We start from the raw sequence: 16,166 nt of genomic DNA, 5'->3' as shown, positions 1-16,166 counted from the left end.
GTAGCACACACGGTCAGGATTTGACCTGGCTCAGTTGGACATGAAAGCGGCAACCATTGGGTTCCATGGTGCTCAGGCTGACGCTCCAGCCTTGGTTTTCGCAGATCCTCTGCACCAGCGACAGCCCCAGTCCAAGGCCCTCGCCGCGTTTTTCGCTGCCGCGCACGAAGGGCTCGAACATGGCTTCGCGCTTGTCTTCAGGAATGCCGACGCCGGAGTCTTCCACCACAAAACCACTCGGTTCCAGGGTGAGCCGGATAAAGCCCTGCTCGGTGTAATGCAGTGCATTACGCAGCAGATTGCCCATCACCGCATGCAGGAAGGTGGTGTTATAGCGGGTATCCAGGGGGTTGCCCGGCTGGTAGATCAGTTGCAGGCCTTTTTGCTCGATCGGCTCACGCCAGATGCCGAGCAAATCATCCGCCACCTGGGTGAGGGTTACCCGGGGGGACATGGTGGCGTCGTTGTGTTGGGCGCGTGCCAGCATCAGGAAGGTCTGCACCAGTTCGCGCATTTCTTCGCAGGCCCTGGCGATGCGCAGCACCTGGTTGCGCCCACGCTCGTCGATGGCCGGGTTTTCCAGCAGCAGCTCGCAGGAACTGGCCAATACCATCAACGGCGTGCGCAATTCGTGGCTCACATCACTGGTAAACAACTGCTCGCGGGACAGCGCCTGGCGCAGACGGCCCAATGTGGCGTCGAAGGCCACGGCCAGCTCGCCCACTTCATCGGCGGCGTAATCCGGTGCCAGGGGCGGCGCCAGGCCGAGCAACTGGTCACGATGACGCACCTGGCGCGCCAGGCGCACCACCGGTGCCATCACCTTGCGGGCCAGCACCCAGCCGAGGAAGACCGCCAGCGCCAGGCTGAGCACGAAGCCCACCAGCACCACCGCGAACAGCACGCGCTCACGCTCTTCGAAATCGCTCTGATCTTGCAGCAGCACGTAACGCCGACCATCGACCACTTCGACCATGGCGTGGTACGACAACGCCTCGCGGAACACTTCATGAAAACCCGGTTCCAGGTGCCGCAGGTCCTTGGGCAGCTCGAAATCCCCGCGCCCGCCGCTGAAATAGAACAGCTGGTCCGGCTCGGGTCGGTGGCTCCAGTCCTCGACGCTGTCCATCAGCAGCAGGCGCTGCAAGTCGCCGCCCAGACCTGCCGAAATCAGCTTCTCTTCCACCAGATGCACCGTCGCGATGATCCCCATCGCGAAGGCGCCCGCCACCAATGCGCTCATCAAGGCAAAGGCGATGATGATCCGCTGGGCAAGGCTTTGCTTAAACTCCATCACGACCCTCGGCCAGGCGGTAACCCACACCGTGTACCGTTTGCAGCAATGGTTTGGCGAAAGGTTTATCGATCACTTGGCGCAACTGGTGGACGTGACTGCGCAGGCTGTCACTGTCGGGGCAATCATCCCCCCATAGGGCTTCTTCGAGAATTTCCCGACGCAGCACATGGGGACTTTTCTGCATCAACACCGCCAGCAGCTTCAGGCCCACCGGGTTGAGCTTGAGCAGGCGCCCTTCGCGGGTGACTTCCAGGGTATCGAGGTCGTAATGCAGGTCGGCCACCTGCAGGGCACGGCGTCCGCCCCCCTGGGCGCGGCGCAGCACGGCTTCGATGCGCGCGGCCAGTTCCGACAGGGCAAACGGTTTGAGCAAGTAGTCATCAGCGCCGGACTTGAAACCCTGCAGGCGGTCATCCAACTGGTCGCGGGCGGTGAGCATGATCACCGGCGTATCGCGGCGCGCATCTTCGCGCAGGCGTTTGCACAGGGTGTAGCCATCGATGCCGGGCAGCATGATGTCGAGTACGATCAGGTCGTAGTGCTCGGTGGCAGCCAGGTGCAGGCCCGACAAACCGTCCTGCGCGCAGTCCACGGTGTAACCTTTGAGCCCCAGATAATCGGCCAGATTGGCCAAAATATCGCGGTTGTCTTCAACCAATAAAATTCGCATGGGCAGTGTCTCCGTACTTTCGTGCCAGCCGTGTGTTGGCTCGCGCAGCTTAAGGCCTAGTGGGGCTCAGGGATAGAGCTGAGCGCTGCGCAGATAAACGATTTCAACCGATTAAAGAGTTGAACGAGTTTTTCACTATAGCTTCACAAACTGACTACAGTGCCAGGTCGAAGATCGCCCCCATCGATCTAAGGAAGTTGGACATGGGGTTTCTCAAAACAGCGCCTATGCGCTATTTGCTGTTGGTAACCGGTGCCTGGCTGGTTGTTTTCCTGCTCACCCGCAGCGTACTGCTCATTACGCATCTGGATGAAGTCGGCGGCAATCTGCTGCCGGTGTTTGGCGTGGGCCTGCTCTATGACCTGGCTTTTCTAGCCTATGCCGCCCTCCCTCTGGGGCTGTACCTGTTGCTGTGTCCGCCCGCGCTGTGGCGTCGCCGTGGCCATCGCTGGTTCCTGCAGGCAGTGCTCACCGTCAGCCTGTTCGCGATGCTGTTCACCTCGGTGGCCGAATGGCTGTTCTGGGATGAATTCGGCGTGCGCTTCAACTTTATCGCCGTCGACTACCTGGTGTACTCCGACGAAGTACTGAACAACCTGCTGGAATCCTACCCCATCGGCAAGTTGCTCAGTTTGCTGGCGATGCTGGCCATCGTGTTGAGCCTGGCCCTGCGCAAGCCATTCAATGCGGCAATGAACGCCCCGCTGCCGCCCATGCGCGGCCGTCTGTTGAATGCCTTGGCGCTGTTGGTCGTCGCGGGCCTGAGCCTGCAACTGATCAGCCAGGACAGCCCACGCGCCCAAGGCGGCAATGCCTACAAGAACGAACTGGCGAGCAATGGCCCGTATCAGTTTTTCGCCGCGTTCCGTAACAACGAGCTGGATTACTCACAGTTCTACAAGAGCCTGCCAACCGAGATCGTGGCCAAGCAGTTGCGCGCCGAACTCAGCGAGCCCAATGCGCGCTTCATCGGCCAGGACCCACTGGATATCCGCCGTGCCATCACCCACCCGGGCACGCTGCGCAAACCCAACATCGTGCTGGTGACCATCGAAAGTTTCAGCGCCAAATACATGGGCAGCAATGGCGACGGGCGCAACCTCACGCCGAATCTCGACGCCTTGCGTCAACAAAGCCTGTACTTCAACAACTTCTACGCCACCGGCACCCGCACCGACCGTGGCCTGGAGGCGATCACCCTGGCCATCCCACCGACGCCGGGACGCTCCATCGTCAAGCGCATTGGTCGGGAGAGCGGCTTCGCCAGCCTGGGGCAACAACTCACGGCCATCGGTTACGACAGCGTGTTTGTGTATGGCGGGCGCGGTTATTTCGACAACATGAACGCGTTTTTCAGCGGCAACGGTTATCGCGTCGTAGACCAGAGCAGCGTGCCCGAGTCAGAAATCTCGTTCAAGAATGCCTGGGGCATGGCGGACGAGGATCTGTACAAACAGACCCTGAAGCTGGCCGATGCCGACTACGCCAAGCAGCAGCCGTTCTTGCTGCAACTGATGACCACCTCCAACCATCGCCCCTACACCTACCCGGACGGGCGCATCGATATCAAATCCGGCAATGGCCGCGACGGCGCGGTGAAGTATACCGACCATGCCATCGGCCAATTCCTGGAAGCGGCGCGTCAGAAGCCATGGTTCGATAACACGATCTTCGTCTTCGTCGCCGACCACACCGCCGGCAGTGCAGGCCAGGAAGACCTGCCCATCACCAACTATCAGATTCCACTGTTCATCTATGCGCCGAAGCTGATCGACGCACGGGAATCGGCGCAACTGGCCAGCCAGATCGACCTGGCGCCGACCCTGCTGGGCCTGATCAACCTGAGCTATGAATCGACCTTCTTTGGCCGTGACCTGTTGCAGGACAACCCATTGCCCCCTCGGGTCGTGGTCGGCAACTACCAGCACCTGGGGCTGTTCGACGGCAAAAACCTGGCGATTCTCAGCCCACGCCAGGGCCTGCGTCGCCACGACGAGGCGCTGGGTAAAAGCCAGGAGTTGCGGGTCGGCAGCGATGACCCGCTGATCCAGCGGGCAATCACCTACTACCAGGCCGCCAGTTATGATTTCAAACAACAACTGCTGAGCTGGAAAGCGCCCAAGGAAGAGGCCCCGGCATTAAGCACGCGCTAACCAAAACGTCCCGTACAGCCGAGTACGGGACTTTTTTATCAGGGTTTACCATGCAATCCCCACCTGTTGTTCTGGTTTCCAAACCTCTCAATTTCTGGCTGTGCCTGGGCATCCCCGCCGGCGCTGTGCTGCTGATGCTATTGCTGCAGCTGACATCGCTGGACATGGACCTCGCCAAGCAGTTCTACAGCGCTGCGGGTGGCGGCTTCATCGGGCGTTACAGCTTCTTCCTCGAAGACATCCTGCATGACCGCGCCAAACAGATGGTCATCCTGTTCTCGGTGCTGGCCATTCTGGGGTTTGCCGGTACCTTTATCCTCCAGCGCCTCAAGCCGTACCGCCGCGAACTGGGCTGCCTGGTGTTGTCCCTGGGGCTGGCCACGGCGTTCGTCTCGCCGTTGAAAACCGTCACCGCCGTGCAATGCCCGTGGAGCCTCAAGGAGTTCGGTGGCCAGGAAACCTACAGCGAACTGCTGAGCCCTCGCCCGCCCACCGATAAACCTGGGCGCTGCTGGCCCGGCGGGCATGCGGCAACCGGGTTCGCCCTGTTCGCCTGGTTCTTTGCGCTACGGGATCGCCGGCCGCGGATGGCACGCAAGGCGTTCATCTTTGCCGTGGCGCTGGGCAGCGTGTTTTCCGTGAGCCGCATGGCGCAGGGCGCGCACTTCTTTTCCCACAATGTGTGGACGGCGATTTTCTGTTGGCTGATCTGCCTGGGGCTGTACTGCCTGATACTCTATCGGCCATCGAAGGTCAGGGTGTCAGAAGTGCGTGCATTGAATACGTAGACCGGCCAACCACTTCAGTTACCTCCCTCCCTTTACGCACCCGCATAAAAAAACCCCGCCTGCATCGCTGCAGGCGGGGTTTTTCAGTCGCCGGGTAAGGCTGGCTTACATCATGCCGCCCATGCCACCCATGCCGCCCATGTCTGGCATACCGCCGCCAGCCGAGCCTTCTTTCTTCGGTGCTTCAGCAACAGCTGCTTCGGTGGTCAGGATCAGACCGCCGATGGAGGAAGCTGCTTGCAGCGCCGAACGAGTCACCTTGGTAGGGTCCAGGATGCCCATTTCGATCATGTCGCCGTATTCGCTGGTTGCCGCGTTGTAACCGAAGTTACCTTTACCGTTCTTCACAGCGTTAACCACAACGCTTGGCTCGTCGCCGCTGTTGGCAGCGATCTGACGCAGCGGTGCTTCAACGGCACGACGCAGTACAGCGATACCCACGTCCTGATCGGCGTTGTCGCCTTTCAGGTCCAGGATGGCTTCCAGGGCGCGGATCAGTGCAACACCACCGCCAGGTACCACGCCTTCTTCAACGGCTGCGCGGGTTGCGTGCAGGGCGTCTTCAACGCGGGCTTTCTTCTCTTTCATTTCAACTTCGGAGCCAGCGCCAACCTTGATCACTGCAACGCCGCCGGACAGCTTGGCCAGACGCTCTTGCAGTTTTTCACGGTCGTAGTCCGAGGAAGTTTCGGCAACCTGGGCACGGATCTGAGTGATGCGCGACTGGATGTCCTGATCTACGCCAGCACCGTCGACGATGATGGTGTTTTCCTTGGAGATGGTCACGCGCTTGGCGCTGCCCAGGTTTTCCAGGGTGGCGCTTTCCAGGCTCAGGCCGATCTCTTCGGAGATAACGGTACCGCCGGTCAGAACGGCGATGTCCTGCAGCATGGCCTTGCGACGGTCGCCGAAGCCTGGAGCCTTGACGGCTGCAACCTTGACGATGCCACGCATGTTGTTCACAACCAGAGTCGCCAGGGCTTCGCCTTCAACGTCTTCGGAAACAATCAGCAGTGGGCGGCCGGCCTTGGCAACGGCTTCCAGCACCGGCAGCATTTCGCGGATGTTGGAGATCTTTTTGTCGACCAGCAGGATCAGCGGGCTTTCCAGCTCGGCAACCATGGTTTCTGGCTTGTTGACGAAGTACGGGGACAGGTAGCCACGGTCGAACTGCATGCCTTCTACAACCGACAGTTCGTTTTCCAGGCCAGTGCCTTCTTCAACCGTGATCACGCCTTCTTTACCGACTTTTTCCATGGCTTCGGCAATGATGTCGCCGATGGAGTTGTCGGAGTTGGCGGAGATGGTACCCACCTGAGCGATAGCCTTGGTGTCAGCGCATGGCTTGGACAGGTTTTTCAGCTCTTTGACGATGGCGATGGTCGCCTTGTCGATGCCGCGTTTCAGGTCCATCGGGTTCATGCCGGCAGCGACGGCTTTCAGGCCTTCGTTGACGATCGACTGAGCCAGAACGGTAGCGGTGGTGGTGCCGTCGCCTGCGTCATCGTTGGCACGGGAGGCAACGTCTTTGACCAGCTGCGCGCCCATGTTCTCGAAACGGTCTTCCAGTTCGATTTCTTTGGCGACGGAAACGCCGTCCTTGGTGATGGTCGGAGCGCCGAAGCTCTTCTCGATGATCACGTTACGGCCTTTAGGGCCCAGGGTCGCTTTTACTGCGTCAGCCAGGACGTTGACACCGGTGAGCATTTTCTTGCGGGCGGAATCGCCGAATTTAACTTCTTTAGCAGCCATTATCGATATTCCTTAAATACTTTGTAGTAACGGGAAAATGAGCGGGGAAATCAGCCTTCCAGAACGGCGAGAATCTCGTTCTCAGCCATGACCAGCAGGTCTTCGCCGTCGACTTTCACAGTGTTGCTGCCGGAGTAAGGACCGAATACAACCTTGTCACCGACTTTAACGGCCAGCGCACGTACTTCACCGTTTTCCAGAGTCTTGCCTGGGCCTGCAGCGACGATCACACCGTGGTTGGCTTTTTCAGCAGCCGAACCTGGCAGAACGATACCGCCAGCGGTTTTCTTTTCTTCTTCGCTGCGACGGATAACGACGCGGTCGTGCAGAGGACGAAGCTTGCTCATTGTCGATCTCTCCTAATTGTGTTTTTCATCGGCCGGTGTCAGTACCGGCAGGTTAAATCCGGCGGGGCCGGTCGCGGTTCGCAGGGCGAAACGCGGAAGTCTGTCTGGTGTCGCCACCAGAAACCTTGCGGTGACCGTTACATAAGGGCGCATCAGCTTATTACAAGGGGCCGGCGATGAATTTTTTTGCGTCTGCCGGCCCTTAAAAACAACACAGCCCCCGAAGGGGCCGCGCCAGTGAAGCGGTTATTTGCTGTCGCGATGCTCGAACTCACCTTCGATCACATCACCTTCTCGCCCCAACGGCTGGCGCGGAGCCGGGCCGCCACGGGGTTGCAGGTCGTCGGCGAACGCGCGCTGGCGAATCGCAGCCTCTTCGGCGCGCTGGCGCATCTTGCCCGCCAGCAGCTTGCGGGTGAACGGCAGCAGCATGACCAGGCCGAGCACATCGCTGATGAAGCCTGGCAGGATCAACAGGCCACCGGCCAGGGCCATCATCAGCCCTTCGAGCATGGTTTGAGCCGGCAATTCGCCGCGATTCAGGCTTTCACGGGCACGCAGCGCCGTGGCCAGACCGGCGACGCGCAGCACCAGAACGCCGAGCATCGAGCCGAGAATGATCAGCAGCAGTGCCGGGAAAAACCCGATCGCACCACTGACTTTTACGAATACGAACAGCTCCAACACCGGGAACAGCAGAAAGAGCAATAAAAAAGGGCGCATCAAATGGTTTCCTCAACGCAAGATTGCCTTGCCAGTCCACCTTAGATGACGTCGCCATTTCGTGAATTCAAGCTTCAGCGGCGCTTTTTTTCGGCCAGACCTCAGCATGAGCCAAGGAAACCAGGGCCTCGCGCACTTGTGTCGGCGTGTTGCAAGACTCGGCGAACGGCAACCAGTGCAGCGCATGCCCTATGCGCAGGTGCATGCCTTCGCTGTCGATCCCGGCCAGTTGCGCCGGCTCGTGTGTGGGCAAGCCGGCTAACTCGACGTAATGAGCGATGGCCTTGGAGTGGTCGGCGTTCATGTGCTCGACCATGCTGCGCTCGGCCGGGCCGGCGAACGGGTTGGCCAGGGTCAACCGGTCAAGCCAGTGAATCGCGCCAAAGCCGCCGATATAGCGGTGACGTACCGGCTTGAGTACCCAGAAGTCGAAGTCGTGGGCCTGGTGATAGTTGGCCGATTCGGGGAAGTAGCGGTAATAGCGTTCGGCGGCCGCTTCAATCGCGGCGGCGTCGTGCAATTGCTCGGCTTCGGCCAGGTAGGTCAGGCGCCCCACTGCCTGCACGTCATCCGCTTCACGCTCGCCGACCAGCAGCGAACACTTAGGGTCTTTCTGCAGGTTATGGGTGTGCTGGGCGATCCGGCTGATCAGGATCAGCGGCCGGCCTTGCTCGTCCAGGCAATACGGCACGACCGAACCGAAGGGAAAACCGGGCATGGCTTTGGACAATGTGGAGAGGGCCCCACGGTATTCCTTGAGCAACAGCTCTCGGGCGTTCTTGGCAACGTGCGCGCTCAACGTATGACTCCTCGGGAATTCAGTCGCCCATAGCGTATGGGAATGGATCTCAAGCCAAGGTAATCAATATCCGCGCAGGTTGCCAGCGGGCACGAAGCGGATTACCAGGCCACGCCAAACCCTGCGGTGTAGCGGGTCTTGCTCAAGCTGCTTTCCGAGTCGCCGCTGATCACGTCACGCTCGGCCTTGAGATTGAGCGACGCCCACTCGGTGACCTTGTAGCGCAGGCCCATTTCCGCATCGAGGGCATACTCGGCCGGCCCGCCGATAGGCTTGCCCAACTCGCCGGAGGTGAAGAATTCAACCGTCTTGCCGATCAGGTAGCGGTTGTAGTCCCACTTCATGGCCAGGGAATAGAAGTTGTCCTTGCCGCCATCGGAATATTCGTAATCGGTGCGGTTGACCAACGAACCCAGGGAGAACGCGCCGAGCTCATCGTCCCAGAATTGGTAGCCCGGGCCGGTGCCGACAGTGCGTTGGCGGGACAGGTCTTCGACCCTGTCGCGCTTGTAGGTCAAGCGGCCCTGCCAGAACCAGTGCTCGGTGATGAAGCGGTCGAGGTCGTATTCCAGGGACCAGTTGTCGGTGGTGGTGACGTCGTCCTGGAACTCGCGGTTGTACTCGCCCTGCCCGGTGTGGCGCCATTGGCCGTGGCGGGCGGAGGTTTTGAAGTCGATGTCGTAGTCGTTGGTGTCTTTTTCGGCGCGCCTGTAGTCCAGCGCCATGTCGACATTGCCTTTCCACACCAGGTCTTCGATCACCGGCTTGGGCTTGATGATCTGCTGGATGCTGGCCAGTTCCACGGTCTTGGGCGCCTCGCCATTGGCCAGCACCACTTTGCCATCAGCCGCAGCCTGCAAGGATTTGGCTTTCTCACCGGTGTAGGCATCCTGCTTGACCAACAACTCCTGATCGCTCTCCAGGGTTTTCACCTGTTTCCAATCCACCGGGATAGCCCCCGCATAGTCGGTCTGGATCAGCAGCTTGCCACCGTCGAAGAGCTTGATCTTGCCGGACAGGCGGTCACCGTTCTTTAACCAGACGGTGTCGGCGAGCAAGGGGGTGGAGGCGCTGAAAACAGCAAGGCACAGCAGGGTTCTGGACAACATAAGCGGATAAGGGGCTCAGGATTGGCGAAATAGGGGCGTTATCGTGTTAGATAGCTAGGACTGACTCAATGAATTGTGTTGAGTTCAGTTCTCATCTGCATATTTACAGACGTTTCTTACAAGAAACCGACGATCTGAACGGATATATCCACCGTGAAGCAACCCGCCGAAGCCCCGCAAAGCCCTGCCGAGATGCGCCGCACCGCGCTGTACCTGACGCTGGCGCAAATCCCCGAAGGTTGCGTGGTGAGTTACGGCGAACTGGCCCACCTCGCCGGGCTGGGGCGCGCGGCGCGTTGGGTCGGGCGCACCCTGAGCCAACTGCCCGACGATACCCGCTTGCCCTGGCACCGCGTGCTGGGTGCCGGCGGTCGGATAAGCCTGCCGGCGGGCAGCGCCTCAGGCGACGAACAACGTGCGCGTTTACGCAACGAAGGTGTCGCTATCCTGAACAATCGCGTGGATATTCAGCGTCATGGCTGGCGCCCGGTAGAGCACAGCGGTTAGAGTGCGCGCTTTGTTTCCGTGAATCTGAGGCAGACTCCAGCCCATGCCCCGTAAAACCTGGCGCGCCGCGCTCGCCGCCTATGCCAGCCCCTCGACGTTAGTGCTGTTGTTGCTCGGCTTTGCCGCCGGCTTGCCTTACATGTTGGTGTTCTCGACGCTTTCGGTATGGTTGCGTGAGGCCGGTGTGGCCCGCGAGACCATCGGCTATGCGAGCCTGATCGGTTTGGCGTATGCCTTCAAATGGGTGTGGTCGCCATTGCTCGACCAATGGCGCCTGCCGCTGCTGGGCAAACTCGGACGTCGTCGCTCCTGGCTGGTACTGGCCCAATCGCTGGTGATCCTCGGATTGATCGGCATGGGCTTCTGCGACCCGCAGAAACACTTGTCCTGGCTGATCGCTATTGCGGTGATCGTCGCCTTCGCTTCGGCTACCCAGGATATTGCAGTCGATGCCTATCGCCTGGAAATCGCCGATGACAGCCGCCAGGCTGCCCTGGCCGCCAGCTATATGTCCGGTTACCGCATCGCCGCCCTGCTCGCCACGGCCGGCGCGCTGTTTTTTGCCGAAGGTTTCGGCTCTACCGGTTTCAACTATAAACACTCGGCGTGGACCGGCACCTATGTGCTGTTCGGCGTGCTGATGATTCCGGCGCTGCTGACCACCCTGTTCATGCGCGAGCCCAATGTGCCACTGCGCACCCAGTTGCAGGCTGGACGCTACAGTTTCGTGCATCAGTTGGTGTCGGTGTTTGTGCTGATCGTGCTGTTGGTGTCGGTGCCGGCGACGTTCACCCAGTTGTACAACACCGATTTCGCCAGCGTGCTGTTCCACGGTGTCAGCCTGTGGGAACTGTTAATGGAAGACCGCGCCTTCCTGCGCGCCATCCTCTACATCACCCTGACAACATTGTGCTTGTCGGCCATGGGCCGCCGAGGCCTGGCGCCGGTGCTGACGCCGGTCAACGACTTCATCCTGCGCTACCGCTGGCAGGCGCTGCTGCTGCTTGGGCTGATCGCCACCTATCGCATGTCCGATACCGTGATGGGCGTGATGGCCAACGTGTTCTATATCGACCAGGGCTTTACCAAGGACCAGATTGCCGGGGTCAGCAAGATCTTCGGCCTGATCATGACCCTGGTCGGCGCCGGCATGGGGGGCCTGTTGATTGTGCGCTTCGGCATCCTCCCGATCCTGTTCATCGGCGGCATCGCCTCGGCCGGCACCAACCTGCTGTTCGTGATGCTCGCCGACATGGGCCCGGACCTGCAGATGCTGATCTTCACCATCTCCCTGGACAACTTCAGCTCAGGCCTTGCCACCTCGGCGTTTGTCGCCTACCTGTCGAGCCTGACCAACCTCAAGTTCTCCGCCACCCAATACGCGCTGCTGAGTTCGATCATGCTGTTGCTGCCGCGCCTGATCGGCGGGTATTCGGGGGGGATGGTGGAGAAGTTCGGTTATCACAACTTCTTCCTGATCACCTGCATGCTGGGTGTGCCGACCTTGCTGCTGATTGCGCTGCATTGGTTCCAGGAAAGCCGACGGATTCGCTTGAATCCACCGGCAGAAGACTGACAGAGCCTCCCCTTGTAGCTGTAGCGAGCTTGCTCGCGAAGAAGTCACAGACACCGCGTTTATCCCGGTTTCCCGCGTCATCGTTGACGATCTTCGCGAGCAAGCTCGCTCCTACAAACAGCTCTGCGTCCTGATGCCTGTACGGCGGCAGTTTGCGCCCGTACAATCCCAAGTCACTTCAAGTCCAAGCAACCGACAACGGCCTACCATGCGTACCAGTCAATATTTGCTCGCCACACTGAAAGAAACGCCTTCCGACGCGGTTGTGATCAGCCATCAGCTGATGCTGCGCGCCGGTATGATCCGCAAGCTGGCTTCTGGCCTGTACACCTGGCTGCCCATGGGCCTGAAGGTGATGCGCAAGGTCGAAGCCATCGTTCGCGAAGAAATGAACGCTGCCGGTTCTCTGGAAGTGTTGATGCCGAGCACCCAACCGGCCGAGCTGTGGCAGGAATCCGGGCGCTGGGAAGAGTACGGCCCTGAATTGCTGCGCTTCAAGGACCGTCATGGCCGCGACTTCTGCGCTGGCCCGACCCATGAAGAAGTGATCACCGACCTGATGCGCAACGAGTTGAGCAGCTATAAACAGCTGCCCCTCAACCTGTATCAGATCCAGACCAAGTTCCGTGATGAGATCCGCCCACGCTTCGGCCTGATGCGCGGCCGCGAGTTCATCATGAAGGACGCGTATTCGTTCCACGCCGACCAGGCGTCCTTGCAGGTCACCTATGACCGCATGCACACCGCCTACTGCAACGTGTTCACGCGCCTGGGCCTGAAATTCCGCCCGGTTGAAGCGGACAACGGCTCCATCGGCGGCGCCGGCTCCCACGAGTTCCACGTACTGGCCGAGTCCGGCGAAGACGATATCGTGTTCAGCAACGGTTCCGACTACGCGGCGAACATCGAGAAAGCCGAAGCCGTGCCACGGGAAACCGCCCGTCCAGCCCCGGCTGAAGAACTGCGCCTGGTGGACACCCCGGACACCAAGACCATCGCGGCCCTGGTGGAAAAATTCAATCTGCCGATTGAAAAGACCATCAAGACCCTGATCGTTCACGCCGAGGAAGCCGGCAAGCTGATCGCCCTGGTGATCCGTGGCGACCACGAGCTCAACGAAATCAAGGCCGCCCAGCAACCGGGCGTGGCCAGCCCGCTGGTCATGGCCTCCGATGCCGAACTGCGCGACGCCATTGGCGCCGGTGCCGGCTCCCTGGGCCCGTTGAACCTGCCGCTGCCGATCATCATCGACCGCTCGGTCGAGCTGATGAGCGACTTCGGTATCGGCGCGAACATCGACGACAAGCACTACTTCGGCGTGAACTGGGAACGCGACTTGCCGGTGCCGACCGTGGCCGACCTGCGTAACGTGGTCGCCGGCGACCCGAGCCCGGATGGCAAGGGCACCCTGGAAATCAAGCGTGGCATTGAAGTCGGGCACATCTTCCAGCTGGGCAACAAGTACAGCAAGGCGATGAAGTGCGAAGTGCTGGGCGAAAACGGCAAGCCGATCACCCTCGAAATGGGTTGCTACGGCATTGGCGTATCGCGCGTGGTTGCCGCTGCCATCGAGCAGAACAACGACGAGAAAGGCATTATCTGGAGTGACGCCCTGGCGCCGTTCCAGGTGGCCCTGGTGCCGCTGCGCTATGAAACCGAGCAAGTCCGTGAAGCCACCGACAAACTGTATGCCGAACTGACGGCCGCCGGTTTCGAAGTGTTGCTGGACGACCGCGACAAGAAAACCAGCCCGGGCATCAAGTTCGCCGACATGGAGCTGATTGGCATCCCGCACCGGATCGTGGTCAGTGACCGTGGCCTGGCCGATGGCAATCTGGAATACAAGAGCCGGACCGAAGCCGAAGCCCAACCGTTGCCGGTGGCTGACGTGCTGTCTTTCCTTCAGGCGCGTATTCGTCGCTGAAAACCAGATCAAGAGAAGTCATGTTCAAGCGAAACACCAGAGCCCTGGGGGGCGCCGCCTTGTGCGGCGCCCTGCTGGTCAGCGGCTGCGCCAACCAGATGTCGCAACGCAGTGAGCACGAGGAGCGGGTCGAGCGTAAGTTGCTCGACCACAGCCTGCAGATCGATGTAGGCGAACCCAAAGTGCTGGAGCTGCCGCAACGCCGGGTTCGCATTCACGAGCAGAAGACCTTCGAGGTCACCGAATTCGAAGTCACCCGTCGTTACGACCGCTACACCCCCTACCAACCCTGGCGCAAACTCTATGAGATGCCGCTGGGCGCGGTCGCTTTGGTGGCCGGCGCGGGCGCCAACGTGGCGAATATCTTCGCCCTCGGCAACCTGCCGACCAGCATCACCCACGATTGGCTGAGCTACGGCATCGACGGCATCAACCCGTTCATGAACGTGCAATCCCACGGGCGTGCGCAACAGAACCTGGCGGGTATCGATGAAGTCCAGCGCGACAAGCGCGTGGAGTATTCGAGCCTGCCCTGGAGCGAACGCCCGGTGCAGGTCACCGCCGGCAGGCAAGTGTATGAAATGACCACCGACCGCAACGGCGTACTGCGCCTGAACCTGTTGGACAGCCCGTTTGCCGAGCAGGATCTGAACCGCATCAGCACCTTGAAGATCAGCGTGGAAGATGGCCAGGACGACGTACATTCGGACTCGACCCTGGCGGTGAGCCACACACTGCGCGGCAAGTTGCTCGAAGCCCACGGCCTGATCTACGACGACCTGGAAGACGACGAAGTCAGCCAGTGGGTCCACCGGGTCAAGCGCCTGTCGGAGCTGGGCCTGGAGGAAGAAGCCAGCGAACTGGAGCAGAGCCTGATCGAACTGACCCACAATGATCCGGAGTTGCAGCAGGAATTCCTGCAAGCGCTGACCAAGGACGCGGGGCGACTCGTCGCGGATCCTGGCGCACGCTGAGCCCTCAGGAGCACTAAAGGACTAATGTGGGAGGGGGCTTGCCCCCGATAGCGGTGACACATTCAACACCTTAGTTGACTGACACACCGCTATCGGGAGCAAGTCGAATCGTCGCACCGCCCCTCCCACATTTGGTTTCCGGGCTCTACCAGGAGAGTTCGAGTTGTTCATTGCCACTGCTCAGGTCGAGCAACCGCACCCCAATCCCCAGCAACCGCACCGGCTTGCCACCGCGATTGAACGCCTGGGTCATCAGCTGTTGATAACTCTCCAGGTCCCGCCCTGCCCCCGCCTGCTCCAGGGTCGTCTGGGTAAAGTCATGAAACTTCACCTTCACGAACGGCTTCCCCGCGCGGTAACTGCTGTCGATGCGCGCGATGCGTCCAGCCAGGGTTTCCATCAGTTCAGGCAGTTTCGCCAGGCAACTTGAAAGATCTGGCAGATCCACATCGTAGGTATTTTCCACACTGATCGATTGCCGACGACTGTCGTTCTGCACCTCGCGCTCATCTATCCCACGCGCCAGGCTCCACAGTCGCTCGCCAAAACTGCCGAATTCGCGCACCAGCGCCAGCTTGTTCCATTCGCGCAACTGCAGGCAGTCTTCGATCCCCAGGCGCGCCAGCTTGTCGGCGGTCACCTTGCCCACGCCGTGCAGCTTTTTCACCGGCAATATCGACACAAAGTCTTCGACCTGGTCCGGGGTGATCACAAACAGGCCGTTGGGTTTCTTCCAATCACTGGCGATCTTGGCCAGAAACTTGTTGGGCGCCACACCGGCGGACACGGTGATATGCAATTGATTGGAGACCCGGCGGCGGATGTCCTGGGCAATTCGCGTGGCGCTGCCGCCAAAATGCGGGCTGTCGGAGACATCCAGGTAAGCCTCATCCAGGGAAAGCGGCTCGATCAGGTCGGTATAGTCGCGAAAGATGCCGTGGATTTCCTTCGACGCTTCCTTATAGGCATCCATGCGCGGCTTGACGATGGTCAGGTCGGGGCAGAGCTTCAAGGCATGGCGTGATGACATCGCCGAACGCACCCCATAGGCCCGCGCTTCGTAGTTGCAGGTTGCTATCACCCCGCGCCGATCCGCCGAGCCGCCGACGGCCAGCGGTTTTTGCGCCAGGCTCGGGTCATCGCGCATCTCGATGGCGGCGTAGAAGCAATCACAGTCGACGTGGATGATTTTGCGCTGCGTCATATATAAGAAGGGGAGCAATCCAACGGATGGGCAGTATCGCACTCACCCCTGTATATAGCACCAGTAGTTTGAATCTTCCGCTTGAGCGGTAGGAAATTTCTCAGATGAATTTATTTTCTCAATCGAATTTAACCTGCCAATAGAGCTGAAACCCTCGGCCAGACTGGCCCCGAAGGCTCAACCTGGCTGTGATGGAGAGCTAACCGATTGAAGCACAAGCGCTTTTCTTCGATTCATAGGTTGACACCCCTGCGTTGCGCTGTAGAATGCCGACACACAGACGCGGGATGGAGCAGTCTGGTAGCTCGTCGGGCTCATAACCCGAAGGTCGTCGGTTCAAATC

The 16,166-nt window shown here is 60.1% G+C and carries 14 protein-coding genes; 6 read left to right on the top strand and 8 right to left on the bottom strand.

Annotated elements, in window-relative coordinates; translation table 11 throughout:
- Positions 1 to 13 precede the first annotated feature (13 nt).
- On the bottom strand, positions 14 to 1,294 hold the full coding sequence (locus NR164_RS14500; protein WP_046382218.1) for a HAMP domain-containing sensor histidine kinase: 1,281 nt from the start codon (positions 1,292 to 1,294) through the stop codon (positions 14 to 16).
- A complete protein-coding gene (gene colR / locus NR164_RS14495; RefSeq protein WP_016975511.1) occupies positions 1,284 to 1,967 on the bottom strand; it encodes a two-component system response regulator ColR in 684 nt (227 codons plus the stop codon). Before colR ends, NR164_RS14500 begins: the two co-directional genes overlap by 11 nt.
- Positions 1,968 to 2,170: 203 nt before the next feature.
- Between colR and NR164_RS14490 the strand changes: the two genes are divergently transcribed.
- The gene (locus tag NR164_RS14490) at positions 2,171 to 4,120 is read left to right on the top strand and encodes an LTA synthase family protein (RefSeq protein WP_256822883.1); all 1,950 of its coding nucleotides are present in this window, start codon (positions 2,171 to 2,173) and stop codon (positions 4,118 to 4,120) included.
- A gap of 50 nt (positions 4,121 to 4,170) precedes the next feature.
- Positions 4,171 to 4,908, top strand: coding sequence for a phosphatase PAP2 family protein (locus NR164_RS14485; protein WP_079444611.1), 738 nt, complete (start codon positions 4,171 to 4,173; stop codon positions 4,906 to 4,908).
- 105 nt (positions 4,909 to 5,013) lie between these two features.
- On the opposite strand, the gene groL is transcribed toward NR164_RS14485, so the two are convergent.
- The 5 genes from groL to NR164_RS14460 form a co-directional block, all read right to left on the bottom strand.
- A complete protein-coding gene (gene groL / locus NR164_RS14480; protein WP_017846111.1) occupies positions 5,014 to 6,660 on the bottom strand; it encodes a chaperonin GroEL in 1,647 nt (548 codons plus the stop codon).
- 50 nt (positions 6,661 to 6,710) lie between these two features.
- Positions 6,711 to 7,007, bottom strand: coding sequence for a co-chaperone GroES (gene groES / locus NR164_RS14475; RefSeq protein WP_017846112.1), 297 nt, complete (start codon positions 7,005 to 7,007; stop codon positions 6,711 to 6,713).
- A gap of 246 nt (positions 7,008 to 7,253) precedes the next feature.
- Positions 7,254 to 7,730, bottom strand: a complete 477-nt coding sequence (locus NR164_RS14470; protein WP_017846113.1) for an FxsA family protein — start codon at positions 7,728 to 7,730, stop codon at positions 7,254 to 7,256.
- Between the two features lie 67 nt (positions 7,731 to 7,797).
- On the bottom strand, positions 7,798 to 8,529 hold the full coding sequence (locus tag NR164_RS14465) for a HugZ family protein (protein WP_046382214.1): 732 nt from the start codon (positions 8,527 to 8,529) through the stop codon (positions 7,798 to 7,800).
- Positions 8,530 to 8,630: 101 nt separating this feature from the next.
- A complete protein-coding gene (locus NR164_RS14460) occupies positions 8,631 to 9,638 on the bottom strand; it encodes a DUF481 domain-containing protein (RefSeq protein ID WP_057004560.1) in 1,008 nt (335 codons plus the stop codon).
- 192 nt (positions 9,639 to 9,830) lie between these two features.
- Between NR164_RS14460 and NR164_RS14455 the strand changes: the two genes are divergently transcribed.
- The 4 genes from NR164_RS14455 to NR164_RS14440 all read left to right on the top strand — a co-directional run bounded on the left by NR164_RS14455 (position 9,831) and on the right by NR164_RS14440 (position 14,619).
- The gene (locus NR164_RS14455; RefSeq protein WP_186352037.1) at positions 9,831 to 10,145 is read left to right on the top strand and encodes an MGMT family protein; all 315 of its coding nucleotides are present in this window, start codon (positions 9,831 to 9,833) and stop codon (positions 10,143 to 10,145) included.
- A 43-nt stretch (positions 10,146 to 10,188) separates the two neighbouring features.
- Positions 10,189 to 11,721: an AmpG family muropeptide MFS transporter gene (locus NR164_RS14450; protein WP_256822882.1), complete on the top strand. Its 1,533-nt coding sequence runs from the start codon at positions 10,189 to 10,191 to the stop codon at positions 11,719 to 11,721.
- Between the two features lie 208 nt (positions 11,722 to 11,929).
- Positions 11,930 to 13,645, top strand: coding sequence for a proline--tRNA ligase (locus NR164_RS14445; RefSeq protein ID WP_017846118.1), 1,716 nt, complete (start codon positions 11,930 to 11,932; stop codon positions 13,643 to 13,645).
- A 20-nt stretch (positions 13,646 to 13,665) separates the two neighbouring features.
- On the top strand, positions 13,666 to 14,619 hold the full coding sequence (locus NR164_RS14440) for a hypothetical protein (protein ID WP_108524500.1): 954 nt from the start codon (positions 13,666 to 13,668) through the stop codon (positions 14,617 to 14,619).
- 145 nt (positions 14,620 to 14,764) lie between these two features.
- Here NR164_RS14440 and dinB read toward each other — a convergent pair whose 3' ends face one another.
- Positions 14,765 to 15,823, bottom strand: coding sequence for a DNA polymerase IV (gene dinB / locus NR164_RS14435; protein WP_046382209.1), 1,059 nt, complete (start codon positions 15,821 to 15,823; stop codon positions 14,765 to 14,767).
- Positions 15,824 to 16,166 lie beyond the last annotated feature (343 nt).

Origin of the sequence: Pseudomonas sp. Pse79 (genome assembly GCF_024519615.1) — a bacterium.
Classification (GTDB): Bacteria; Pseudomonadota; Gammaproteobacteria; order Pseudomonadales; family Pseudomonadaceae; genus Aquipseudomonas; species Aquipseudomonas veronii.
Note: the sequence above shows the minus strand (reverse complement) of the source record. Positions and strands in the feature narration are given on the sequence as shown.

Coding starts and splice junctions, on each gene's coding strand:
- NR164_RS14500 (WP_046382218.1), bottom strand. CDS start 1,294: ATGGAGTTTAAGCAAAGCCTTGCCCAGCGGATCATCATCGCCTTTGCC.
- colR (WP_016975511.1), bottom strand. CDS start 1,967: ATGCGAATTTTATTGGTTGAAGACAACCGCGATATTTTGGCCAATCTG.
- NR164_RS14490 (WP_256822883.1), top strand. CDS start 2,171: ATGGGGTTTCTCAAAACAGCGCCTATGCGCTATTTGCTGTTGGTAACC.
- NR164_RS14485 (WP_079444611.1), top strand. CDS start 4,171: ATGCAATCCCCACCTGTTGTTCTGGTTTCCAAACCTCTCAATTTCTGG.
- groL (WP_017846111.1), bottom strand. CDS start 6,660: ATGGCTGCTAAAGAAGTTAAATTCGGCGATTCCGCCCGCAAGAAAATG.
- groES (WP_017846112.1), bottom strand. CDS start 7,007: ATGAGCAAGCTTCGTCCTCTGCACGACCGCGTCGTTATCCGTCGCAGC.
- NR164_RS14470 (WP_017846113.1), bottom strand. CDS start 7,730: ATGCGCCCTTTTTTATTGCTCTTTCTGCTGTTCCCGGTGTTGGAGCTG.
- NR164_RS14460 (WP_057004560.1), bottom strand. CDS start 9,638: ATGTTGTCCAGAACCCTGCTGTGCCTTGCTGTTTTCAGCGCCTCCACC.
- NR164_RS14455 (WP_186352037.1), top strand. CDS start 9,831: ATGCGCCGCACCGCGCTGTACCTGACGCTGGCGCAAATCCCCGAAGGT.
- NR164_RS14450 (WP_256822882.1), top strand. CDS start 10,189: ATGCCCCGTAAAACCTGGCGCGCCGCGCTCGCCGCCTATGCCAGCCCC.
- NR164_RS14445 (WP_017846118.1), top strand. CDS start 11,930: ATGCGTACCAGTCAATATTTGCTCGCCACACTGAAAGAAACGCCTTCC.
- NR164_RS14440 (WP_108524500.1), top strand. CDS start 13,666: ATGTTCAAGCGAAACACCAGAGCCCTGGGGGGCGCCGCCTTGTGCGGC.
- dinB (WP_046382209.1), bottom strand. CDS start 15,823: ATGACGCAGCGCAAAATCATCCACGTCGACTGTGATTGCTTCTACGCC.